General features: G+C 60.7%; 19 protein-coding genes. 5 read left to right on the top strand and 14 right to left on the bottom strand.

The genetic code is table 11. From position 1 onward, the window contains the following. Positions 1-145: 145 nt before the first annotated feature. Both WA928_RS10990 and WA928_RS10995 read left to right on the top strand, forming a co-directional pair. Complete coding sequence (locus WA928_RS10990; RefSeq protein WP_424303369.1) at positions 146-760, top strand: LemA family protein; 615 nt, start codon at positions 146-148, stop codon at positions 758-760. After that, positions 757-1,656 carry a TPM domain-containing protein gene (locus WA928_RS10995; RefSeq protein ID WP_424303372.1) on the top strand — a complete coding sequence of 300 codons (900 nt, stop codon included), beginning with the start codon at positions 757-759 and terminating at the stop codon, positions 1,654-1,656. Before WA928_RS10990 ends, WA928_RS10995 begins: the two co-directional genes overlap by 4 nt. A 21-nt stretch (positions 1,657-1,677) precedes the next feature. Here the strand turns inward: WA928_RS10995 and WA928_RS11000 are convergent, their stop codons facing one another. The 5 genes from WA928_RS11000 to WA928_RS11020 all read right to left on the bottom strand — a co-directional run bounded on the left by WA928_RS11000 (position 1,678) and on the right by WA928_RS11020 (position 8,180). Beyond that, the gene (locus tag WA928_RS11000) at positions 1,678-3,174 is read right to left on the bottom strand and encodes a GTPase/DUF3482 domain-containing protein (RefSeq protein WP_424303375.1); all 1,497 of its coding nucleotides are present in this window, start codon (positions 3,172-3,174) and stop codon (positions 1,678-1,680) included. Beyond that, positions 3,171-4,556, bottom strand: a complete 1,386-nt coding sequence (locus tag WA928_RS11005; RefSeq protein WP_424303378.1) for a DUF2868 domain-containing protein — start codon at positions 4,554-4,556, stop codon at positions 3,171-3,173. The genes WA928_RS11000 and WA928_RS11005 overlap by 4 nt, the downstream gene beginning before the upstream one ends. Before the next feature lie 69 nt (positions 4,557-4,625). Further along, on the bottom strand, positions 4,626-5,042 hold the full coding sequence (locus tag WA928_RS11010; RefSeq protein WP_424303381.1) for a DUF1850 domain-containing protein: 417 nt from the start codon (positions 5,040-5,042) through the stop codon (positions 4,626-4,628). Next, the gene (locus WA928_RS11015; protein WP_424303384.1) at positions 5,039-7,072 is read right to left on the bottom strand and encodes a TRAP transporter permease; all 2,034 of its coding nucleotides are present in this window, start codon (positions 7,070-7,072) and stop codon (positions 5,039-5,041) included. Before WA928_RS11015 ends, WA928_RS11010 begins: the two co-directional genes overlap by 4 nt. 151 nt (positions 7,073-7,223) lie before the next feature. Beyond that, positions 7,224-8,180, bottom strand: coding sequence for a TAXI family TRAP transporter solute-binding subunit (locus WA928_RS11020; RefSeq protein WP_424303387.1), 957 nt, complete (start codon positions 8,178-8,180; stop codon positions 7,224-7,226). A gap of 95 nt (positions 8,181-8,275) precedes the next feature. Here WA928_RS11020 and WA928_RS11025 point away from each other — a divergent pair, with 95 nt between their 5' ends. Both WA928_RS11025 and WA928_RS11030 read left to right on the top strand, forming a co-directional pair. Beyond that, on the top strand, positions 8,276-9,745 hold the full coding sequence (locus WA928_RS11025; protein ID WP_424303390.1) for a chloride channel protein: 1,470 nt from the start codon (positions 8,276-8,278) through the stop codon (positions 9,743-9,745). After that, on the top strand, positions 9,742-11,622 hold the full coding sequence (locus WA928_RS11030) for a cation:proton antiporter (protein WP_424303393.1): 1,881 nt from the start codon (positions 9,742-9,744) through the stop codon (positions 11,620-11,622). The genes WA928_RS11025 and WA928_RS11030 overlap by 4 nt, the downstream gene beginning before the upstream one ends. Positions 11,623-11,652: 30 nt before the next feature. On the opposite strand, the gene WA928_RS11035 is transcribed toward WA928_RS11030, so the two are convergent. The 9 genes from WA928_RS11035 to WA928_RS11075 form a co-directional block, all read right to left on the bottom strand. Further along, positions 11,653-12,351, bottom strand: coding sequence for an ABC transporter ATP-binding protein (locus WA928_RS11035; protein ID WP_424303396.1), 699 nt, complete (start codon positions 12,349-12,351; stop codon positions 11,653-11,655). Further along, on the bottom strand, positions 12,351-13,130 hold the full coding sequence (locus tag WA928_RS11040; protein ID WP_424303399.1) for an ABC transporter ATP-binding protein: 780 nt from the start codon (positions 13,128-13,130) through the stop codon (positions 12,351-12,353). The genes WA928_RS11035 and WA928_RS11040 overlap by 1 nt, the downstream gene beginning before the upstream one ends. Before the next feature lie 3 nt (positions 13,131-13,133). Continuing rightward, the gene (locus WA928_RS11045; protein ID WP_417277197.1) at positions 13,134-14,087 is read right to left on the bottom strand and encodes a branched-chain amino acid ABC transporter permease; all 954 of its coding nucleotides are present in this window, start codon (positions 14,085-14,087) and stop codon (positions 13,134-13,136) included. Then, entirely contained in the window at positions 14,084-14,956 is an 873-nt protein-coding gene (locus WA928_RS11050; RefSeq protein WP_424303403.1) for a branched-chain amino acid ABC transporter permease, read from the bottom strand. Before WA928_RS11050 ends, WA928_RS11045 begins: the two co-directional genes overlap by 4 nt. Position 14,957: 1 nt before the next feature. After that, positions 14,958-16,178 carry an ABC transporter substrate-binding protein gene (locus WA928_RS11055; protein ID WP_424303407.1) on the bottom strand — a complete coding sequence of 407 codons (1,221 nt, stop codon included), beginning with the start codon at positions 16,176-16,178 and terminating at the stop codon, positions 14,958-14,960. A 195-nt stretch (positions 16,179-16,373) separates the two neighbouring features. After that, positions 16,374-17,099, bottom strand: a complete 726-nt coding sequence (locus WA928_RS11060) for a TetR/AcrR family transcriptional regulator (RefSeq protein WP_424303410.1) — start codon at positions 17,097-17,099, stop codon at positions 16,374-16,376. After that, the gene (locus WA928_RS11065; RefSeq protein ID WP_424303413.1) at positions 17,096-18,745 is read right to left on the bottom strand and encodes an AMP-binding protein; all 1,650 of its coding nucleotides are present in this window, start codon (positions 18,743-18,745) and stop codon (positions 17,096-17,098) included. The genes WA928_RS11060 and WA928_RS11065 overlap by 4 nt, the downstream gene beginning before the upstream one ends. A gap of 52 nt (positions 18,746-18,797) precedes the next feature. Further along, complete coding sequence (locus WA928_RS11070; RefSeq protein WP_424303416.1) at positions 18,798-20,021, bottom strand: acyl-CoA dehydrogenase family protein; 1,224 nt, start codon at positions 20,019-20,021, stop codon at positions 18,798-18,800. Positions 20,022-20,290: 269 nt separating this feature from the next. After that, complete coding sequence (locus tag WA928_RS11075) at positions 20,291-21,184, bottom strand: AraC family transcriptional regulator (protein WP_424303419.1); 894 nt, start codon at positions 21,182-21,184, stop codon at positions 20,291-20,293. Positions 21,185-21,264: 80 nt separating this feature from the next. Between WA928_RS11075 and WA928_RS11080 the strand changes: the two genes are divergently transcribed. Continuing rightward, complete coding sequence (locus tag WA928_RS11080; protein ID WP_424303422.1) at positions 21,265-22,293, top strand: bile acid:sodium symporter family protein; 1,029 nt, start codon at positions 21,265-21,267, stop codon at positions 22,291-22,293. Positions 22,294-22,417 lie beyond the last annotated feature (124 nt).

Consider the following 22,417-nt stretch of genomic DNA (forward strand, 5'->3'; position numbering starts at 1 on the left):
GGCAAGTTGCACGAAAGGCTGGATTATAGCCTGTTGCCTGTTTTGGGGAAGCCCTGATTTGTGTGTGGTGTATGCGCCGCAGGGGTGTTGCTGCGAACTTGGCTTCCCTACAATACAGGTTCCCGGTTGCCCCGACGAGGTTGGCATGTTTCAAAGAACCCTAAAACTGGCTGCCATGGCAGCTCTGGCGCTGCTGCTGTCTGGCTGCGGCTACAACGAAATCCAGCGCCAGGACGAGCAAGTCAAGGCAGCGTGGTCACAGGTGCTTAACCAGTACGAAAGACGCGCCGATCTGGTGCCCAAGCTGGTGTCCTCTGTCAATGCGTACATGGTCAACGAGCGCACGGTGCTGCAGCAGGTTACCGAAGCACGGGCGAAGGTCGGGCAAATCCGTATCACCGCCGATGATCTCGACAACCCCGCACTGGTGGCACGTTTCGAGCAGGCCCAAGGTGCGCTGGGATCCAGTTTGTCGCGCCTGCTGGCCGTGTCCGAAAACTACCCCGATCTTAAAAGTGACGGTCTGTTTCGTGATCTCATGACACAACTGGAAGGCACAGAAAACCGCATCACCGTGGCGCGCGAGCGCTATGTGGGCGCGGTGCAGTCGTACAACCTCACCATCCGCCAGTTTCCCACCCTGATCACCGCCAAAGTGTTTGGTTATCAGCCCAAGGCCCAATATGGGCTGGACAAGGCCGATCGTGTGATGCAAGACCCCGAAGTGAAATTTGACGTGCCTGCAGGGGCCGGCAAATGAGACTGCCTGTCTGGCATACCTGGCGTTGGCTGGCCAATACCCTGGCAGGCCTGATGCTGGGGCTGGTGGTGCTGTTGGCGCCGGCGCAGGCCGAGACCATCCCGGTGCCTGCCTGGACAGCCTCGCTGATGGACCTCACCAACACCCTGGATGCCAGTCAGCGGCAGGCCCTGATCGCGCAGCTGCAGAAGATCCAGGCTACCGGTGGCTCGCAGCTGTATGTGCTGCTGGTGCCTACTACCGGTGATGACACCATCGAACAATACGCCCGGCGGGTGTTCGACCAATGGGAAATCGGCCGCAAGGGGGTGGACGACGGTGTCCTGCTGTTGGTGGCGCTGCAAGATCGTACCGTGCGTATCGATGTCGGCTATGGCCTTGAAGGCGCCATCACCGATGCAGCAGCCGGGCGCATCATCCGCGAACAGATCACGCCGCGTTTTGCCCAGGGCCAGGTCTTTGGGGGCCTGCAGGCGGGGGTCAGTGCCCTGCAAGCCTTGATCGCAGGCGAGGCCCTGCCGCCGCCCGCGCCCACGGTGCAGGATGACGAGGGTGATATGGATCTCGCCATGGCAGTGCCTTTGCTGGTTTTCCTGCTGGTCATGCCCGTGTGGCTTGGCGCTGTGCTGGCTGGCGGGTTTGTGTTTATGCTCACCGGCAGCTGGCTGTGGGCCGTGTTGGGTGCAGTGGCCGGTGTGCTGGTGGGCGGTGTCGCCCGTGCGCTGGGGATTACCTCGCGCCTGGCCAATGCCCGGCGCTCGCGGGGCCGCGGCGGTGATGATGGCTTTGGTGGTGGTGGCTTTGGCGGCGGCGGTGGTTTTGGTGGGGGCGGTGGCTCTGGTGGCGGAGGCGGCGGTGGCCGTGGCGGTGGTGGTGGCGCTTCAGGTGGCTGGTAGCCTGCCGGCCGCCAGAGTGCTTTAAAGCGCCAGAAACAAGGCCTGTGCCATCTGCCCGATCAGTTGGTCGCGCCGCATGTCGGTGCTTGGTTCGTCGCCGATTCCCGACCACTCCGGATGGCTGCGCGCCTCTTTGAGGATAGCCTGGACGTCTGCCGGCAGACGGCGCGCTGCTTCCTCAGGCGCAGTGTCAGGGCTTGGTGCGTCTTGCGCAACCTGGTCGTCATTGGACGGGCCGGCGTCCGCACCCTCGATGGGCTCCGGGTGTACCGGCGCAGGCGTCCAGTCCAGCAGTTTGGCGTCGATTGGCCGCATGGCGGCATGACCCCGGCACTCCAGTGCACGCACCAGCGCCAGCTGGCGCAAGCCCAGCAAGTGCAAGACTGGATCATCTACGGTCATTTCCAGATTGCCGGCCAGCCGGCCTACCACCCGTTTGCCCCACTGATTGGCCCCTTGCCAGGCACCCCCGATGGCTGCGCCCAGCAAGGCTGCAGCCCCCAGGCTCAGCCCACCGGTCAGCATATCCAGCGTGGCGCCAGCCATGGCGCCAGTGGCCATCCCCTTGCCCACCTGCACGCCAAAGTTGCGCAAAGTTTGGGGGTTGAACAGATCCATGCCCCAGCGTTCACCCTCCAGGGGCAGCGGATGGTGCGGAAATGTGGATTTACTGAAGCGATAGCGCTTGAGCAGTGCCTGTACGCAGCGCTGTTCGCGCTCGCGGGTGCGCTTGCGCAACACCAGCGTTACGGTGGCCATATGCGTGCCATCCTGGGTGCAGGGCAGGCGCAGGGCAGCGGCATCCATCAGCAGTTCGGCCACCAGGCGGGTGGCATCCTGCAGGCGCTTGAGGCGTTGCTCGCCCAGGTCGTGGCGCAAGGCCTGCAGCGTGGGGATGTGTGCATCAAGCATCAGGGCCAGGCGGTCGAGCAGCTGGCTTTCGCCATCCAGCGACGGTGCAACGGTGTCGAAGTCGACGGTGGCATGCAAACCCAGCCGTGCCAGTGCCTCGCGCCAGTCGGCGATATGCGCCTGGGGGCTGCGAGTGAAGTTGAGCACCGGCAAGATCGGCCTACCACATGCCGCCAGCAGGGTGAGTTCGTCTTTGTGCTTGGGCAAGACAGGGTCGCGGGCATCGATGACATACAGCGCTGCGTCGGTTTCCAGCACGGTAACCAGCACGCGGCATTCCTGCTCGAAGCGCCCGGCAGCCTCAGGGCTGTCCAGCAGGCGCTGGATGCGATCCGGGCCATCGGGCCGCTCGGTGGGTGCGATCAGCTGCTCAAGGTAGTCCAGCACGCCCATGGCGTCTTCAAGCCCAGGCGTGTCGCGCAGCACCAGCATGGGTGCGCCACTGGAATTCAGCAGCTGTGCGCTTTCTACGTGGCGGGTGGTGCCCGGCTGATCGGCCACTTCGCCAAAGTACTCGTCGCGCAGCAACGTGCGCAGCAATGAAGTCTTGCCCGTATTGGTATGGCCAACGACAGCAAGATCAATGGGGGCGGCAGGTGACGTCATGATGGTGAAGGTCCGAGAGTGCCCAGCCAGGCATCCAGGTGCCTGGCCTGAGGCAGATCGTAGCGTGAAAACAGGGCTTCCCAGGCCTGTTGGCGGGGTGCTGGCCCGGGCAGGCACCACACGTGCATCTGCGGGCAGCGCTGGTGCAGCTCGTCAAGCCAGGTGGCGCTGCCGCGGTCGGGGGTTCGACGCGCATCGCACACCAGCAGCAGGGGTCGGGCGTCCAGGGTTTCACGCAGGCGCTGGCGGTCTTCGCGGCTGTCACAGCGTCCCAGGTTTTCGATGTGGCTGGGCAGGCCCTCCGGGGGCCAGGCCACATCGGGGCCAAGCTCTAGGGCAAGCACGGCGGGCTGCCACATGCTGCCAGTTGTATGCGGGTGGTGTGCCGCCCGGGTATCGGCGGGTGAGTCCGGGCGGTCGATGCCCAAGGACTGGTGCGTGGGTTGCAGGCGCTCGCGCAGCTCGAGCCAGCCGGGCAGGGCGGGGTTGATGTGGATGCGACGGAGCCGGCGCTTGAACCAAAAGGCACACACCAGCAGCCCTAGCACCCGTGGCAGCCAACCCCAGCACAACAGATTGCCGATCAGCCATAAAGACCAGTCGGCCTGCACCGTGGCAGGCGCTGCGGGGCCTCCCATGCTTTGGGCCACTGAAATACTGTCGGGCACGGGAAACCCCAGGGCGTGCGGCAGGCTGCCCAGCGTCTGGCTGAGGGTGACAAATGCTTCAGGTGAGAGCAGCGTGGTTTCCCAGTGAAACGTATAACTGCGGGTGCTGAGCAATACGATTAAGGTGGGGATGGCACAGCTGTAGGCGAGTGTCCACATGCCGTGGCTGAGCAGGCCCACGGCGGGTTTCCAGGCCTGGGCACGCCCCAGCAGCGACACAAAGGACTGTGCCGCCAGGACGTGGTCGGGCCCGCGCGCCAGCTTTTTGCTTGACCACCACCAAAGCTGTGAAAGCAATGTGCCCGCCTGTATGCCGGGCAGGCAGCCGATGAGCCAGATAATGAAGGTAAGCGCATGCAGGCCCAGCAGGCCCACCAGTGCCATCGCCAGATTGACGGATCCGCGCGCGGGATTCAGGGCGGCCGTGGCGGCGCCCACGCCCAGCACCACGCCCAGGATTGCCAGGCAGATAAGGCTTAGGCGGGCAGCAAGCGCCCATTGCTGCAGGCTGCTTTGCAGGGTGCCATGCCGGGCAAGTATGGCTGCCCGGGCCAGAATGCGGGGCGCCAGGCCCTGTGTCTCGCGCACGGCGGCCTGGTTGGCTGCGCGATCGTCCAGCGGGCCCCATTGGGTTTCACGCAGACGCACTGCCTCGGCCTGCCACTGCTGAAACAGCGGCAAGCGCACGAGCGGAGAATCTGCGTCTGAAGCCATGGCACTGGAATGGGCGGCAAAAAGAAGATGATACAGAGTTTTACTGTAGCCAGCCGCTGGCAGAGTGCCTTACGGTTGGCGGCAGGGTCTGAGTAGCGTGACATCACCATCAGTAGGCATCACGCCGCGCAAGGGTTGGCAGTGTCCTTTGACGCACCAGTCGTAATCCGCCGTATAAGGCGAGCGGGTGAGGCGCAGGATCTGGAGTGGTTTGGTGTGCGGTTGATACTCGTACCATCCGTCGGCGTGGTGTACGGCATCTGGGGGAGGATCCATCCCCGCCCCCGAGCCCAGCACACGTGCCTTGCCCGCCACCAGCACTGGCTGGCCTTGGGCATCGGTTTGCACGCGGTAGTCTTCTTCCCAACGGATTTTCTCGATGGAGTGCGTCCAGGCCAGCGTAAACGCCTGGACGGGCACAAAGCGTGGCGGCAACTGCGGAGTTGCCGCCAGTGTGAAGCAAACGCCCAATGCACCCAGCATCATGCCGCCTGTGCCGCAGCCTGGCGGCGTGATCGAAGTACATGCCAGACCAGGAACAGGGCAGTGGCTGCAAAGCCGATATCGTCTGTCATGGGGATGGCCGCCACCAGCAAGGCCGCTGCCAGCACCACATAGATGCGCTCGAAGGCATTGATGCGGGTGATGAGAAAGCCCGTCATGCCTGCACCCCACAGCGTGATGGCCACCAGTGCCTTGAAGACGATGTAGACGACTGCCAGTACCGCGCTGATACTCCAGCTGTCAAAGCCTTGCAGCATCAGTGCGGGGGAGTACACCGCCATGTAAGGCACCACAAAGCCCGCCACCGCCACGCGCAAGGCCTGGATACTGATCTTGAGGCCGTTTTCGCGGGCGATGGGGGCCGCCGCAAAGGCGGCCAGCGCCACTGGAGGAGTGAGATCGGCCATGATGCCAAAATAAAACACAAACATGTGCGAAATAATGAGTGGCACACCCAGCTTGAGCAAAATGGGTGCAGCCAGCGAGCTGGTGATGATGTAGTTGGGGATGGTGGGGATGCCCATGCCCAGCACCAGGCAGGTGATCATGGTGAGAAACAGCGCCAGGAACAGATTGTTTTCGCCGATCGCAATTACCTGGCCACCGAATTCGGCCGCCACACCCGTGAGGTTGATGATGCCGATGATGACGCCTACCAGTGCGCAGGCTGCGGCTACCGACAAAGCGTTACGCGCGCCTTCGGCCAGCGAGTTGATGGCTAGCTTAAGCGTTTGGTGGCCATGGCGGCGAAACAGCAAGATTGCCGCCAGCACGGCGATGACGGCGAAGAAATCGGTGACGCCAAACCGGACAAACCCCGCGCAGGCAATGCCTAGCAGCAACCAGAACAGATAGCGCAGCATCATGGGCCGTGCGCCCTGGATGACGGCGGCGCCGAAAATCAGGATGACTGTAAGGCCCAAGCCAATGGTGCCTGAAAACAGCGGTGTATAACCCGAGAACAGCAGTGCCACCAGGCCGATCAGGGGCAGTAGCAGATACCAGCTTTTTCGGACGGCGGTCCAGGGGTTTGGGCAGTCTTCTTTGGCCAGGCCGTGCAGGCCGCGCCGGCCGGCCTCAAGGTGCACGGTTAGAAACGCGGTGGTGAAATACAGAATAGCCGGGATGATGGCCGCCTTGATCACATCCACATAGGGAATGTTGAGGGTTTCAGCCATGATGAAGGCCACGGCGCCCATCACCGGCGGCATGATCTGCCCGCCCATGCTGGATGTGGCCTCGACGCCGCCTGCAAATGCGGACGAATATCCAAAGCGTTTCATCAATGGGATGGTGAACTGCCCGGTGGTAACCACGTTAGCCACACCCGAGCCATTGATGGTGCCCATCAGGCCCGAGCTGACCACCGACACTTTGGCGGGCCCGCCACGGGTATGGCCCACCATCCCCATGGAGAAGTCGCTGAACAGCTGGATCATGCCGGCTTGCTCAAGGAAGGCCCCGAACAAAATAAACAGATAGATGTACGTGGACGACACGTAGGTGGGCGTACCGTAAATGCCTTCGACGCCGAAGCTCATGGTGCTGACGATTTGGTCGATCCCGTAGCCGCGATGCATGAAAGGCCCCGGGATGTACTGACCAAACAGCCCGTAAGCCAGAAACAGGCCGCAGATGATGGGCAGCGCCCAGCCCATCATGCGTCGGGTGGCCTCAAACACCAGAATGATGGTGATGATCCCCACCACCATGTCGGCGTCTGTCATTTGGCCTGCGCGAGCAGTGAGGTCGGACTCGTACACCCAGTGATAGAGACTGATGACAAAGCCGACGGTGCCCAGTGTCCAGCCAATGGTTTGGCCCAGGCGCCCGCTGCGTGCATACAGCGTAAACACCATCAACAGCACAAAGCCCACGTGTATGGCACGGATGACCTGGCTGGAAAGCGGGCTGTAGGCGGCTGTCCAGATCTGGAAGCAGGAGAAAATAACGGCAATCCAGAAAACGCCGCGCGGCATCGGTTTATCGACGTACTCGTGAGCAGAACTCATGGTGTGTTCCAGGGGATAAAAGGACGGGCCGGGAGGGGGGGCTTGCGGGGCGCCGTCGCGGTAAACAAAAACAGATTTCAGGCTAAATAAGCCCCCTCGGGGGAAACACCGGAGGGGGCTTGGGCACTGCGTGTGGCGTAGTGAGCTGATCTTATTTGATCAGGCCGACTTCTTTGTAATAGCGCTCGGCGCCGGGGTGCACCGGAACAGGCATGCCTTTGAGGGCATTGGCGAGTTCGATGGATTTGGCCGAGTTGTGCGTGGATTTGAGGGTATCGAGTTGCTCGTAGAAGACTTTGGTCATCTGGTAGACGAGGTCGTCGGGGACGTCTTTGGACGTGATGAGGAAGTTGGGGACAGCCACCGTGGCGACGTCGCCGGCCATGCCATCATAGGTGTCGGCAGGGATGACCGCCGGTTGATAGGCGGGGTTGTTGATTTTGGCGACGACATCGGCAGGGATGGGCACTACGACGATCTTGACCGAAGTGGCCAGGTCGCGGATGGAAGACACGCCCAGGCCTGCGGATTGCAGGGTGACATCCAGCTGACGGTTTTTCATGAGTTCGACGGATTCGCCAAACGGCAGGTATTCGACCTTGTCGAAGTCGTCGTAGCTGAGGCCGGCGGCCTTGAGTACGGCACGGGCGTTGAGCTCGGTGCCCGAACGCGCAGCACCCACGGAGATGCGCTTGCCTTTGAGATCAGCCAGGGTTTTGATGCCAGACTCGGCGTTAGCGACGATCTGGATATAGTTGTTGTAGGTGGCTGTCATGCCGCGCAGTTTTGTGAGCGGTGCCTTGAAGCCGGCTTCGGTGTTGCCTTTGTAGGCATCAGAGACGGTGTCGGCCAGCGCAAAGGCAAGCTCGCCACGCCCGGCCTGGATCAGGTTCATGTTTTCGGCAGAGGCCTTGGTAACCTGGGCTGTGGATTTGGCGTCGGGGATGTGTTTGTTATAGATTTGTGACAGTGCCACACCCATGGGGTAATAGACGCCGCTTTGGCCACCTGTGAGAATATTGATGAACTTGGTATCAGCATGGGCAGGGAGCGCTGCGACAGCGGCGACGGCCATGGCTGCAGTAGCCAGCCATTGAGTGAGTTTCATGTGCTTTCCTTATATGTTGCGGGCAAAGTCAGATCGACAATGATAACAGGCCAAAAACCGCATGAAACTGAGGAATCACCCTAGGGGCCGCGCGCGTGCGCAGGTACACTGTCAACCTGCGTACAGGCGCATTGCCCACAGTCATCATGAAACCACCCTCCCTGCCGCGCATCAATTTGCTTGAACCCGCCGTGATGCTGGCCACTGCATTGCAGTGGCTGATTCTCGCGTCGCTGGTGGGTCTTATCGTGGGCACCGGGGTCAGCCTGTTTTTGCACGCCTTGTTTCTCTCCACCGACAGCACCCTGCATGTACCGCACTGGGCTTACTGGCTGATGCTGCCGGCCGCCGGCCTGATCAACGGGCTGTTGATGGTCTACGGCTATCGTGCGCTGGGCACGCCGGGCCTTAAGGATTCCATCTTTGCCGCGGTGCACGAACAAGGCGGCCGTATGCCCTGGCGCACCTTGCTGCTCAAACCCGTTGCGGCCATTATCACGCTGGCCAGTGGTGGCTCTGCTGGCAAAGAAGGCCCCTGTTCTCATTTGGGTGCGTCGTTGGCGGCTGCGGTGGGGCAGGTGTTTCGGCTTAACCGCGAGTTGCGCCAGCGGATTGTGGCCTGTGGCGTCAGCGCAGGCTTTGCCAGCGTCTTTGGTACACCGATCGCTGGTGCGCTGTATGGGGTGGAAATGCTCATCATCGGCCGTATCCGCCATGATTTTTTGTTTCCTGCACTGATTGCCGGCATCACTTCGTTTCAGGTCAGCAAAGGCCTGGGCATTGTCTACCAGTATTACGAAGTCCCTGTCCTGCCGGCGTTTTCCGAGTCGATCTTCTTGCGCACGGTGCTTATCGGCATGCTGTGTGGCGTAGTGGCCCGTATCTTTGTGGATCTCATCTATGCCGTGCGCAACGCCTGCCACCGGATACAGGCGCGCTATCAGATCTGGCCGCCGCTGATGCCGTTGATGGGTGGCCTGGTGTTGGCGGCGCTGGTCACCGTCATCCCCACTGATTACCTCGGTTTAAGCCTGCCCCTGATGGATCAGGCCCTGCAAGGCGAGGCTATGCCCTATCTGGGTTTTCTCTGGAAATCGCTGCTTGTGGCCGTTACCTTGGGCTCGGGCTTTTATGGTGGTATCGTCACGCCGCAGTTTGTTATCGGGGCTGTGGCCGGCAACGCCTTTGCCCACCTGTTTGGCATCAGCCCCACCCTGGGGGCGGCCGTTGGCCTGGTGTCGGTGGTGGCGGCAGCCTCCAATACACCGCTGGCGGCCATCCTGATGGGGGTCGAACTCTTTGGTGGCGTGGTGGGCACGGTGTATGTCTCGGGAGCTGCCATTGCAGCTTATTTGATCATTGGCCATCGTAGCGTTTACCCTGACCAGCGGCTTGGGTACGCCAAGTCGTCCTGGATGCGGGTACGTCCTGATATTCCAGTCGGCCAGGAAAAAACCCACTTGTCCTGGGGGCTGTTAAAAAGTTGGCGCCAGGTGCGTTCGCAAGGCCTGCGGGCCTGGTTGCGGGCCTGGTGGCAATCCGTCCGTCAAGGGAAACACACATGACGATCAGTTCAGAACTCCTCCTGGCCAGTATCGGCGTAATTGCGATGGCTGCCCAATGGCTGGCCTGGAAACTGCGCGTACCGGCCATTTTATTTTTGTTGCTTGCCGGTATTGCGGTGGGCCCCATGGCCGGCTGGCTCAATCCCGATGAACTCTTTGGCCCGTTGTTATTTCCGGTGGTTTCGCTGGCTGTGGCCGTGATTCTGTTTGAAGGCAGCCTGACGCTCGAGTTTCATCAAACCCGGGATCTTAAGCAGGTGGTGCGCCGCCTGGTGGGGGGCGGGGTGCTGATTACCTGGGCGGTGGCGGCCGGTGCAGTGCATTGGCTGCTTGATTTCCCCTGGGATCTGGCGATTTTGTTTGGTGCCATCACCTGCGTCACAGGCCCGACGGTGATTGCGCCGCTGCTTAAAACGGTCAAGCCGGTGGCGCCGGTGGCCCATGCCCTGCGCTGGGAGGGCATCCTTATCGATCCCATTGGCGCCATTCTGGCCGTGCTGTCCTACGATCTGATGGTGGCCTTGCGTACGGGCCTGGAGTGGGGCTACGCCCTGCTGTCTTTGGGGGGCACCGTGGTCACGGGTCTTTGCATCGGCATTGGTGCAGGCTGGTTGTTGGCCCTGCTGCTGCGTCGCGGCTGGATTCCGGATTCGCTGCTCAATCTCTCGGTGCTGGCCTCGGTGTTTGCGGCATTTTCGCTATCCAACGCCGTGCAGCACGAGTCCGGGCTGCTGGCCGTCACCATCATGGGGATCTGGCTGGCCAATCGTCCGGGGGTGCCCGTGCACGATATTCTTGAATTTAAAGAAACCCTTAGCCAGATTCTGCTGTCTGCCCTGTTTATTTTGCTGGCTGCCCGTGTGGCCCCCGGCCAGATTTTCAGCCTGGGATGGCCGGCACTGGCCGTGCTGGTGTGTATGTTGGGCATTGGCCGCCCCCTTAAGGTGCTGTATGCCACCTGGGGCTCAAAACTGAATTGGCGCGAGCGTGGCCTGTTGGCCTGGATTGCCCCGCGCGGGATTGTGGCCGCCGCGGTGTCGGCTTTGTTTGCGCTGCGGCTGGAGTCTCTGGATGTGCCGTTTTCGGAGCGCCTCCTGCCCATGACCTTCCTGGTGATTATTGGCACCGTCATCTGGCAAAGCCTTACGGCCCGGCCCATGGCGCGCCTGCTGAAAGCTGCCGAGCCTGATCGGGTGGGCTTTTTGATTTCGGGGGCCAACCCGGTGGCGCGCGCCATTGGCCGGGCCCTGCACGAGCAAAACATCCCTGTGCGTCTGTGCGACAGTGATTGGTACAGTTTGTCGAAAGCGCGCATGCTGGGCTTGCCCACCTACCATGGCAGCCCCTTGTCAGAACACGCCCAGCACAATCTGGACACCAACGGCCTGGGGCGCCTGCTGGCGCTGGGCACACGCGACCACGTCAATCAGCTGATCATGGTGCGAGGCCGCGACGAGTTTGGCAAGCAAAAGGTTTTTAGCCTGCCCTTGTCTCAGGATGATGATCCCTCGCAAAGACATGCGGTGGATCCCGAATATCGCGGCCGCACCTTGTTTGCGCCCGGCGTGGGTTACTGGAAATTGTCTGCTTTGTTGATGGCAGGCGCACAAATCAAGGCTACCCGCCTATCCGAGAACTTCACTTTTCAGCAATATAAAAGGCAAGATCGCAACCGGCAGGTGATCCCGCTATTTGCGCTAAACCCCAAGGGGTATGCGATTCCTTTTACGCTGGATCAGGATCTGCAGCCCGAGGCAGGCTGGACGGTGATTGGCCTGCACGCAGCCAACAGCGAAAGCGCTGCTGCCGAAGACCCCAATAAAAGTGAAGTGATAACCAACCTGCGGGCGGTGTCCGAGACGCCACACGCTGCCTGAAGCAGATCCGGGTACCGCTGTTTGGCAGACTTACACCGACAGATAGCGGTGTTGCGTCTCGGTGTCTTGCAAAAGCGCCTGGCTGGTAGAACCATGCACGATGCGGCCCTTCTCCAGGATATAAGCGTGTTTGGCGTGCTTTAGCGCAAAATGCACGCTTTGGTCGGTAAACAGGATGGTGGTGGTGGCCGAGAGCTCGTCGATCAGCTGCCCGATTTGCTGCACGATAACTGGCGCCAGGCCTTCGTTGGGCTCGTCCAGCAACAGCAGTTGCGGCTGACTCATCAGAGACCGCGCCACTGCCAGCATCTGCTGTTGCCCGCCCGATAGTTTCCCGCCATCGCGGTTGGCAAGCTCTGCCAGCATGGGGTATTGGTCGAAGATGCGCTCGACTGTCCAGGTGTGCGTGCTTCCCGGCCGGTGGTATTCGCCGATTTCCAGGTTTTCGCGCACCGTCAGGGTGGGCAGGATGCGGCGGTCTTCGGGTACCAGGCTGATGCCCATGCGGGCAATGCGCCAGGCCGGTAACCCCGCAATATTTTTGCCCTCAAAATGGATGGCGCCCTGACGCGGTGGGGTAAGCCCCATGATGCTGCGCAGGGTGGTGGTCTTGCCCGCACCGTTGCGTCCCAGGAGGCACACGGTTTCGCCTGCCTTGAGCTCAAATGACACCCCCTGGAGGGCGTGGCTTTCGCCGTAGAAAGTATGGATGTCCTGCACCGCCAGCATCAGGTTTGCTCCGTCACGGGGTCTTCCTCGCCCAGGTAGGCGCGCCGCACTTCGGGGTTGGCGCGCACCCGCTCGGGGCTGTCGAGCATCAGGCGGCTGCCGCGATGCATCACCAGGATGCGGTCGGCAAGGTCGAATACCACCCGCATATCGTGTTCGGTAATCAGAAAGGTATATTTGCCCGTTCGGGCAAGCCCTCGTACAAGCTCAACCACGCGCCCGGTTTCATCGGGGGTCATCCCGGCGGTGGGTTCGTCCAGTAGAACAAGCTCTGGCCGGATGGCCAGAACCATAGCGATTTCTACCAGGCGTTTGTCGCCGTAGCTGATGGTGCCGGCAATTTGCTCGGCCAGGTGAGTGAGGCCAAGGTCTTGGAGCAACTGTGTGGCTTGCTGGTGCACCTGCTGGTTGTCTGATGCGCGGTTAAGCCAGCGGCGGCTATCGCCCTGTTGCACCGTGATGGCTACCTCGACGTTCTCACGCACGCTCATTTCGGGGAAAATATTATTGATCTGAAAAGAGCGGGAGATCCCCATGCGGCTGACCACATGCGGGGCAAGGCCGCTGATTTCCTTGCCCTTGAAGCGGACGCTGCCGCTGCTGGGGTTCAGGCGTCCGGACAACAGGTTGTAAAAAGTGGTTTTTCCTGCGCCATTTGGCCCGATGATGGCCAGGGTTTCCCCCGCCTGTACATCCAGGCTGATGTCGGTAACTGCTTGTACGCCGCCAAAGTGTTTGGTCAGGCCCTTGATGCTGAGGATGGGAGATGATGCGGCCATGGCTTAATCCTGCCGCCGCTTGGTGCGTAAGGTGTTAAGCACCGTGCCCAGCGCACCATCGCGAAAGAACATCACCATCAGGGCCAGAATGATGCCCAGCACCAGCATCCAGGCCTGGGTGAGGCTGCTGATCCAGGTTTCCAGCAGCACAAAGATGCCGGCACCCAGAAAGGGCCCCAGGAAATAACTGCTGCCACCCAGGATGGTCATGAGCACGGGTTGGGCCGAGGTGGTCCAGTGGGCCAGCTCGGGGCTGGCGATGCGCAAGAATGGGGCCACCAGGCCGCCGGCCAGGCCGGCAAAGGCGCCCGCGATGGTAAAGGCGGCCAGCCGGTAACGGCGCACATCCAGGCCGCAAAACGCCACGCGCTCGGGATTTTGGCGGATGGCACGCAACACCATCCCGAAAGAAGACTGGCAAATACGATGCAGCACCAAGCCCGCCACCACCACAATGGCCAGCACCACGTGGTAATACACGGTGGGATTACCCAGCTGCACATGGATGCCCAACCCCAAAGATCCCACGGAGAATCCCGAGAGCCCGTCGCTGCCGTTGGTGACCGAGCGCCATTGGTGGATGACGCCAAACACCATCATGCCAAAGGCCAGGGTAAGCATGGCAAAGTACACCTCGTCGAGGCGCACGCAAAAAAAGCCGATGATCAGGGCCAGGATCATCCCCGCGGCCATGGCTGCCAGCAGGCAGGCCAGCAGGGGCCATTGGAGATGCTGCAACAGCAGTGCCGTGGCATAGGCCCCGACACCGTAAAACGCCGCGTGCCCGAAACTGAGCATACCCGTGTAGCCAAACACCAGATTGAAACTGGCGGCAAACAGACCCAGGATGAGGATCTGGGTGGCGATGAAAATATAGAAAAAAGGCGTCAGCCAGGGCAGTGCGATCAGCAGCGCCAGCAAGACAAGCAGCCCCATACGACCATACGCGGTGTTCATGCGGAGTTCCTTGTACCCATGAGCCCTCGCGGTTTGACGAGCAATACCAGCGCCATGCCGATAAAGGGCAGCACAAGATTGACCTCTGGCAGGTAACGCCCACCAAAGCCGTGGATTAAGCCCAGAATGATGGCGCCCACCAGCGCGCCGGGGAAGCTGCCCAGGCCGCCAATGACCACCACAATGAAGCTTTCGATGATGATTTTGTCGCCCATGCCGGGATCGATGGCGCGCATGGGTGCGGCGATGACGCCGCCAAAGGCGGCCAGCCACGCGCCAAAGCAAAACACGCCCGTGATGACTAGCCGAGTGTTGATGCACAACACCTGTGCCATTTCGCGATCAAGCGCAGCAGCCCGCATGATCTTGCCGATGCGGGTGCGATTGAACAGCAGCCACAGGCCCGCCAGTGTGAGCAGCCCCACCACCAGCACAAAGGCGCTGTAGCGCGGGTAGCTGAGCCCGGCGCCGAACTCGAAGGATCCCTGCAGCAGGGAGGGGGGGTCGATGATATGGATGCCCGGCCCCCAGATGAGGCGTACGGATTCGTTGAGAATCAGCAGCAGGGCAAAGGTAAGCAGCAGGCTGTCGGTGACTTCACGCTGATAAATGAAGCGCAGCATCAGGCGATCAACCACCGCAGCCAGCACGGCCACCACCAGCGGTGCCAGCAGCAGGGTAAGCCAAAAGGGCAAACCCAGGCTGGCCACGCTGGTGACCGCCAGATAGGCCCCCAGCATATAAAGCGCCCCGTGTGCAAAATTGATGATATTGAGCACACCAAAGACGATATTCAGCCCGACTGCAATGATGAACAGCAGCAGGCCGATATCGAGACTATTGAGCAGTGCAAGGGCCAGACTGGACATGTCACATCTTGCAGGCAGGGTCTACAGGCGGCGTGACTTTGACGCCGTCAAAGTTTTGCACCTGCGTCAGCGAGCGGATCTTGTCCTCCGTGTTCATGGGTCCCGTCAGGCCCCAGGTGGGTCCGATGAGGGCCTGGTGGTCGCCCTTGCGGAAAGTGAGGTCTCCGGTGGGGGCCTGGAAGGTAAGGCCGGCCAGTGCGTCGATCACTTTATCGGGGTCTGTAGAGCCTGCTTTCTCGAAGGCTGCCTTGAAGGCGTAGATGGCTGTGTAGGCGCCCTCGGCGTTATAGCTGGGAGGCAACTTGTAGGTTTCTTTGTACGTCTTCACAAAGTGCTTGTTCATGGGTGTATCCCAGGAACCATACCAATAGCGGGTGCCCAGCCAGACGCCTTCGGGCATTTGGTCGCCCAGCGCCGTGAGCACCTCGGTGGCGGCGCCAACGTTCATGAACACCTTGTAGCCTTGCTTGAAAAAGCCTTTTTCGTTGGCCTGACGTACAAAGTTGACCAGATCACCGCCCCAGAGCGAAATCAGCACGCCGTCGGGCTTGCTTTGCATCACGCTGTCGATAAAGGGGGTGTAGTCTTCGGCCCCGAAGCGGGGGAAGGCCAGATGGTCGTTCATCAGCACGACATCAGGCTTGGCAGCCTTCAGGTAGTTGCTGAAGTATTCCCAGGATTCGTGCCCAAAGGCGTAGTCGGGCCCGATGGTGGTCCATTTGGTGGCCCCGCTTTTGGCAGCGATCTGTGCGCCGCCGCTCATCATCTGCGTGACATTGACGCTGATGCGAAACGCGTATTTGTTGCACTGCTTGCCGGTAACCGCCGGCGTGGCTGCGTGGGTGATCATCAGCGGTTTGCCCAGATCAGGCAGTACCGGCACAAGGCCTTGGGCTACACCCGAGCTGTCGATCCCCATGAGGATGTCGACCTTATCCTGGTAGACCATTTTTCGGGCCAGCTGGATGGCTGTGGCCGCCTTGCCCTGGCCGTCTTCCAGTTGAAGCTCGAGTTTGCGTCCCAGCACACCGCCCTTGGCGTTGACTTCGTTGATGGCCAGGGTGGCGCCTTGCTTGGCGAATTCGCCGTATGTGGCCGCACTGCCGGACAGCAGATAAATGCCGCCGATACGGATGGGGTCTTCGGCTTGTGCGGGGGAACTGGCCAACATCGATGCGGTAGAAATCGCAGCCAGTAAGGTGGTAAGTGAATGCCTGCTCATGAAAGTCTCCTCTGTCGACACGTCTGCCGTGGATGGGGCGGATGTGAAATCAAAATCGGATCTGCTCTTGGGGCAGCTTGGGGTGAGCGTGTGCTTCTTGAATCCGGGCCGATGTGCAGGAGCCTTGTTGCCAGGCGGCCTCTAGTTATTTTGGTAAAACATAAAACAATTGTTCGCTAAAGTCAAAAATTATCCCTAGTGGATTTCACCAGATGCGGGATCCAGATAATCCCGCAGCATGTCGTAGACCTGCTGCGCGTAAGTGCCGACATCGATGCCCTGGCGCCGGTAGCGGCTGTGGCGCAGGTACCAGTCTTGCATCATGGCTTTGGTCAGTGCGGCCAGCAGCCGGGCGTCCGCTTGTCTGAACAGCTTTTGCGCCATGCCTTCCTGGAGGATATCCATGAAAAGGTCTTCGATCTGGCCGGACAGGCGCACGGTGCGCTGCTTTTCGAGGTCGGGCAAATTGCGCGCCTCCATAAACGAGAAGCTGAACCAGGTGGGCATGAGTTCGCTGAGAAACAGGTGCACCCGGATGGCGGTATTGAGTTTGACAGGGCCTGGGGGCAGGTTTCGTGTGCGGGTGTCCAGGGTTTTGCGGGTAAGCAAAAAGCCGTAGCTCTGGATCAGGTGCAGGAGATCTTCTTTGTTTTTGATGTAAGCGTAGATGCCGCCGATGCTGAAGCCCGAGTGTGCGCACAGATCGCGTAGCGACATTGCATGAAACCCGCTGGAGGTGGCCAGGGTAAGCGTGGATTCGATGATGGTGCGCAGCCCCCGGATGGCCACGGCCTCTTTTTTGATGCGGATGTGGTGGCCGTTTTGCTGATAGAGCTCGCGGTAGATGTCTTCTTTGGAGAAGTTGAGTTCTTTCTTGAACGACTCGAAATCCAGAGGGGTGTCGTCGGCGGCGTGCGTCATGATGAGGGGTCTGTTTTGTCGGGGGGGAGATCCTGCCGCACCTGTGCACGCAGCACGTTTTTGCGGATTTTACCGGTGGATGTTTTGGGCAGCGGGCCAAACACCACCTGCTTGGGGATCTTGTAACCCGGCATATGCTGGCGGCAAAACGCGATGATATCTGTTTCGTCAAGGACGGCTGTGTCTTTTAGCGTGACAAAAGCGCAGGGCACTTCGCCCCAATGGGCATCGGGGCTGGCAATCACGGCGGCCTCAAGCACCTGCGGATGGCGGTAGAGCACGTCTTCCACCTCTTTGCTGGAGATGTTTTCGCCCCCCGAGATAATGATGTCCTTGGCGCGATCTTTTACCTCGACGTAATGATCCGGGTGCATGACGGCCAGATCGCCTGTGTGAAACCAGTTGTCCTGAAACGCTTCTTGCGTGCTTTGCGGGTTTTTCAGGTAGCCCTTCATCAGGGTGTTGCCACGGTGCACCAGCTCGCCCAGGGTCTGGCCATCGGCCGGTACGGGCTGACCGGTATTGCGATCCAGCACATTGATGTCATCCATGGCATAAAGCCCCACGCCCTGGCGTGACATCTTCACTGCCAGGGCGTCGGTGTCCAGGTTGCTCCAGGCGGGCTGGGGCACGCATACCGTTGACGGGCCATAGCTTTCGGTGAGGCCATACAGGTGCGTGATGCGAAACCCCACTTGTTTGCCTTTTGCGATGACGGCTTCTGGGGGAGCCGCCCCGCCCACAGCAAACTGCACCCACTGCTCAAGCACGATCTGGTCTTTCGCGAAATCATTGACCAGCATGTTAAGCACCACCGGTGCCCCGCACAGGTGGGTGACTTGGTCTTCTTGCAGGTGTCTGAGGATGATGTCGGATTGCACCTTGCGCAAACACACCTGGGTGCCGCCCACCGCCACGATGGCCCAGGTGTAGCACCAGCCATTGCAGTGAAACATCGGTAGTGTCCAGAGATAAACGGTCTCGGGTGTCATGTTGAAGGCCATGGCGTTGCCCAGCCCCGACAGATACGCGCCCCGGTGGTGGTACACCACCCCTTTTGGGTTGCCGGTTGTGCCCGAGGTATAGCAAAGCGAAATCGCGTCCCATTCGTCCTGTGGCTTTTGCCAGGCAAACAGGGGGTCGCCCGAGGCCAGCAGAGTTTCATAATCCAGGCTGTTCACCCCCGGGGAGGCCGTGCCCACCCGGCCAGTGGAGATCAGGATGGGTGGGGTGGGAAGATCCTGGACAGCCTCCTGAACCACGGCCTCGAGAGCGGGGTCGTAGATCAGCGCGTGGGATTCTCCGTGCTGCAGGATAAAGCGGATGGATGCCGCATCCAGGCGCACATTGAGTGCATTCAGAACCGCACCCGCCATAGGCACAAAAAAGTGGCCTTCCAGCAGTTGGTGCGTGTTGAAGCACAGCATCGACACCGTATCCTGGGGCTGAATGCCCAACTGCTGCAGGGCGCTCGCCATGCGCCGGCTGCGCGTATAAAACTGTGCATAGGTAAAGCGGACATCCTCGTCGATCACGGCAATCTTGTCTGGGAAAACCGTGGCCGATCGCTTCAGGAAACTGATGGGCGTCAGGGCGGAATAATTGGCGGCCTGCTTGTCCAGGCCTTGCTGGTATTTGTTGCTCATGACGGTGTCTCCTTCAGGGGCCGCTTGGAACAGGTGGCGTGGGTTGTGGATGTCAGGCTTTGATCGTGTCGGGCATGGGAGGCCCCCATGCCCAGAACCTGGGGCCTTGTGCGAGCAGGCGGCGTGTCAGCACCATTTTGTGCACCTCTGAGGCGCCATCCACCAGACGGGCCTGCCGCGCATAGCGGTAGATCCACTCGAGCGGCGTATCGCGTGAGTACCCGTGCGCGCCACATAACTGGATGGCGGTGTCCACGGCCTTTTGCAGAGTATCAGCTACCGCCACCTTCGCCATCGAGACTTCAGCTTGGGCGTAGTCGCCCTGGTCCAGACACCAGGCGGCATGCATGGTTAACAGCCGGCCGGCCCTGACTTGCATGGCGGCCTCGCCCATCAGCCACTGTACGCCTTCGTGCTCGGCCAGTGCTTGACCAAACGATTGCCGCTGGGCTACGTAATCGCCTGCAATCTCCAGCGAGCGCCGTGCCAGACCCAGCCAGCGCATGCAGTGTGTCAGGCGGGCCGGGCCCAGCCGGATCTGTGTGGCTTTCAGGCCGTCGCCCACTTCCATCAGCCGGTTTTCGTCCGGGATGAACAAGCCATCAAAGCGCAACTCGCAATGTCCACCGTGCTCTTCGGGGCCCATGATGGGAATCCGGCGCACGATTTCCCAGCCGGGATCGTCTTTATGAAACAGAAAGGCGCTCAGGCCCCGGCGAGGATCGTCCGAGGTGCGGGCGATGAGAATGAAGTGGGCGGCCGCACCTGCGCCTGTGATGAAGTGTTTGTGACCGTGGATGCGCCAGCCCTTGCCCTCGGGCACGGCCCGCGTCAGCATCATGCCCGGATCGGAGCCGCAGCCTGGGGCGGGCTCGGTCATGGCAAATGCGGAGCGGACCTGACCGTCGATGATGGGCTGCAGCCAGCGCGATTTTTGCGCCTCTGTGGCCACCTTGTTCAACATCATCATATTGCCATCGTCGGGGGCGGCCGAGTTGAACACCACCGGCCCAAAGAGGCTGCGGTTCATTTCTTCGTAGCAGGCGGCCATGTCTGCCATGCCCAGCCCCTGGCCGCCGCGTGCTTTGGGCATCTGCAGGCACCAGAGGCCCTGGCTGCGGGCCTTGGCGCGCAGGGTGGCCAGCAAGGCCTCGTTGATGTTCTCGTGAAGGTCGAAAGTAGCCGGATCGCGCTCTAGCGGGATGAGCTCCTGGTTGACGAAGGTGCGGATGCGCGCACAGAAATCCTGGATAAGCGGAGACAGTGAGAAGTCCATGGCCCTGTCCTGTTGGAGAGTGGATTGCAGGTGGCCACTGTCGACCCCCGGAGAACGGCTTGAGTGCCTGGATCGAAAGGGGAGTGTCTGCCGCCCACATGTGCTGAATGATCTGTTGTAAACATAGAACGATCGTTCGGTCTCTTCAATGAAGGAAAACCCGTGGACAGAATATTGTGCAAACGGTGCTGTGGGGTGGCTGGATAATCGTGGCCCCGCCGGGCAGGTGGGTGGGGAAAGGGGCAAGCGTGCGAATCCGCGTGCGGCGGCTAAGAGACTTCGGTCTGTGCGGTATGAACCGGCCCGCTTTGGGCGGCGAATATCCCTGGGGTCAAACCCGTAAATGTCTTGAATGTGGCAATAAAGGTGGAGAGGCTGTCGTAGCCGCAGGCCAGGGCGACATCGGTGATGGAGTCGCCGCGCTCTAGCAGGGGCAGGGCATGCACCAGGCGCGCGCGCTGGCGCCACAGCCGAAACCCCAGCCCGGTTTGTGCCTGAAACAGCCGCGTCAGTGTGCGAGCCGAGACACCCAGCTGCGCCCCCAGGGTTTGCAGACTGAGCTCCAGGCTGGGGTCTTGGGCAAGCCGTCGGCAGATGGCCGCCAGCCGGGGGTCTGTGGGCCAGGGCAAAATCAGCCCCACCTCGGGAGCCGCTTTCAGCCGGTCGATCAGCACTTGCGCCAGGCGCCCGTCAGAGCCAGCCTCGTCGTAGTCGCTGGGCAAGGTGGCAAATTGGCGGATGAGTTCGTGCAGCAGTGCAGACACTGCAATCACCCGGCAATCCGGCCAGTTCAGTTCTAGAGCGTAGTGATCCAGGTAAAGGCTGCGAATGATGGCCTGGGGTGATTGCTGCACCTGATGGCGCACATGGGCGGGAATCCATACGGCACGATGCGGCAGGGCCACAAAGCGGGCCTCGGGCGTCCACACCTGCAAGTGGCCCTGGATGGCGTAGGACAGCTGTGCCCAGGTGTGGGTATGCGGACGTGCGCGGGCAATGTTGGGGTGCTGGTTGATGCTGCCGTACAGGGGCCGGATCAGGCGCGTGGCCGATCCTTGGGCGCGTACTGCTGCAGGCGTATCCGCAGGCGTGTCTGTGTGCATGCCCCCCACTCGCTGAACCGGCTTGAGAGACCTTGGTTTGTCGCTTCGTGAATATTTCATTGTCATTTAACGGCAGACGTGTGTTGTCACCCAAGTTTAAGCTGAGTGTCTTCTTTTTCCTATGGCCCAAAGGTAAAGGCATGCCTGACAAATTACGCCTGCTGTTTGATCGCTTTACGCTCACCCTGATTGCCGTGGTGGCGACTGCAACCTTGCTGCCAGCGCATGGGGACGGGGCGGTGTTCTTCAAGCACCTGACGTCTGCCGCCATTGCGCTGCTGTTCTTTATGCATGGGGCGAAGTTGTCCCGCCAGGCCATTGTGGCGGGCGCCACGCACTGGCGTTTGCACATTGTGGTGTTTTGCTGGACGTTTGTGATCTTCCCGCTGATCGGCTGGGCGCTGCGCCCGGTGCTGGTGCCCTTGCTGGGCATGCCGCTGTATATAGGGGTGTTGTATCTGTGCGTGTTGCCAGGCACCGTGCAATCGGCCATTGCCTTTACCTCGATCGCCCGGGGCAATATCCCAGCGGCGGTGTGTGCGGCATCAGCCTCCAGCCTGCTGGGGATTTTCATCACACCCATGCTGTTGCAGTGGTTGCTGGAAGCCAATACGTCGGTGCTGGGATCCGGCTCTTTGTTGCAGGCCATCGGCAACATCAGTGTCGAAATCCTCTTGCCCTTTGTGCTGGGTCACTTGATGCGCCCGCTGCTGGGCCGCTGGATGGACAGCCACCGCCGCCTGGTGCGCAATGTCGACCAAAGCTCTATCTTGTTGGTGGTGTATACGGCGTTCAGCGAGTCGGTGATCGGCGGTCTGTGGCTGCAGGTGGATACCGTGTCGTTACTCTGGTTGTTCGCAGTGTGCGCAATTTTGCTGGCTTTTATTTTGAGCCTCAACATGTGGTCCACGCGCAAGATGGGGTTCAAGCGCGAGGACGAAATTACCATTGTGTTTTGTGGTTCAAAGAAAAGCCTGGCAACCGGGGTGCCAATGGCCGGCGTGCTGTTCAGTGCGGGTGCCATCGGCCCGGTGCTGCTGCCTTTAATGCTGTTTCATCAGATTCAACTGATGGTGTGCGCGGTGTTGGCACAACATTATCTTCGCCAGCAGGTGGCTGCCCCTGCGGCAGCAACACCTGCGGTGCCGGCAGCTGCCGGCCGATCCTGAGCGCCAGGATCCGGATTTCTCGTTTGCGTACTGGGTAGCGGGCTTTGGGCCCTCTGCCCAGGGTTAGTCCTGATGCTTTTTTATGTAAACGGTATACAATATCCTAAAAGCACGCATGTTTGCG

Source organism: Castellaniella sp. (assembly GCF_049651205.1).
GTDB lineage: Bacteria > Pseudomonadota > Gammaproteobacteria > Burkholderiales > Burkholderiaceae_B > Castellaniella.

Coding starts and splice junctions, on each gene's coding strand:
- WA928_RS11065 (WP_424303413.1), bottom strand. CDS start 18,745: ATGAGCAACAAATACCAGCAAGGCCTGGACAAGCAGGCCGCCAATTAT.
- WA928_RS11000 (WP_424303375.1), bottom strand. CDS start 3,174: ATGACGTCACCTGCCGCCCCCATTGATCTTGCTGTCGTTGGCCATACC.
- WA928_RS11020 (WP_424303387.1), bottom strand. CDS start 8,180: ATGAAACTCACTCAATGGCTGGCTACTGCAGCCATGGCCGTCGCCGCT.
- WA928_RS11075 (WP_424303419.1), bottom strand. CDS start 21,184: ATGAAATATTCACGAAGCGACAAACCAAGGTCTCTCAAGCCGGTTCAG.
- WA928_RS11010 (WP_424303381.1), bottom strand. CDS start 5,042: ATGATGCTGGGTGCATTGGGCGTTTGCTTCACACTGGCGGCAACTCCG.
- WA928_RS11035 (WP_424303396.1), bottom strand. CDS start 12,351: ATGCTGGCGGTGCAGGACATCCATACTTTCTACGGCGAAAGCCACGCC.
- WA928_RS11050 (WP_424303403.1), bottom strand. CDS start 14,956: ATGTCCAGTCTGGCCCTTGCACTGCTCAATAGTCTCGATATCGGCCTG.
- WA928_RS11070 (WP_424303416.1), bottom strand. CDS start 20,021: ATGGACTTCTCACTGTCTCCGCTTATCCAGGATTTCTGTGCGCGCATC.
- WA928_RS11080 (WP_424303422.1), top strand. CDS start 21,265: ATGCCTGACAAATTACGCCTGCTGTTTGATCGCTTTACGCTCACCCTG.
- WA928_RS11045 (WP_417277197.1), bottom strand. CDS start 14,087: ATGAACACCGCGTATGGTCGTATGGGGCTGCTTGTCTTGCTGGCGCTG.
- WA928_RS10995 (WP_424303372.1), top strand. CDS start 757: ATGAGACTGCCTGTCTGGCATACCTGGCGTTGGCTGGCCAATACCCTG.
- WA928_RS11030 (WP_424303393.1), top strand. CDS start 9,742: ATGACGATCAGTTCAGAACTCCTCCTGGCCAGTATCGGCGTAATTGCG.
- WA928_RS11040 (WP_424303399.1), bottom strand. CDS start 13,130: ATGGCCGCATCATCTCCCATCCTCAGCATCAAGGGCCTGACCAAACAC.
- WA928_RS11055 (WP_424303407.1), bottom strand. CDS start 16,178: ATGAGCAGGCATTCACTTACCACCTTACTGGCTGCGATTTCTACCGCA.
- WA928_RS11015 (WP_424303384.1), bottom strand. CDS start 7,072: ATGAGTTCTGCTCACGAGTACGTCGATAAACCGATGCCGCGCGGCGTT.
- WA928_RS10990 (WP_424303369.1), top strand. CDS start 146: ATGTTTCAAAGAACCCTAAAACTGGCTGCCATGGCAGCTCTGGCGCTG.
- WA928_RS11005 (WP_424303378.1), bottom strand. CDS start 4,556: ATGGCTTCAGACGCAGATTCTCCGCTCGTGCGCTTGCCGCTGTTTCAG.
- WA928_RS11060 (WP_424303410.1), bottom strand. CDS start 17,099: ATGACGCACGCCGCCGACGACACCCCTCTGGATTTCGAGTCGTTCAAG.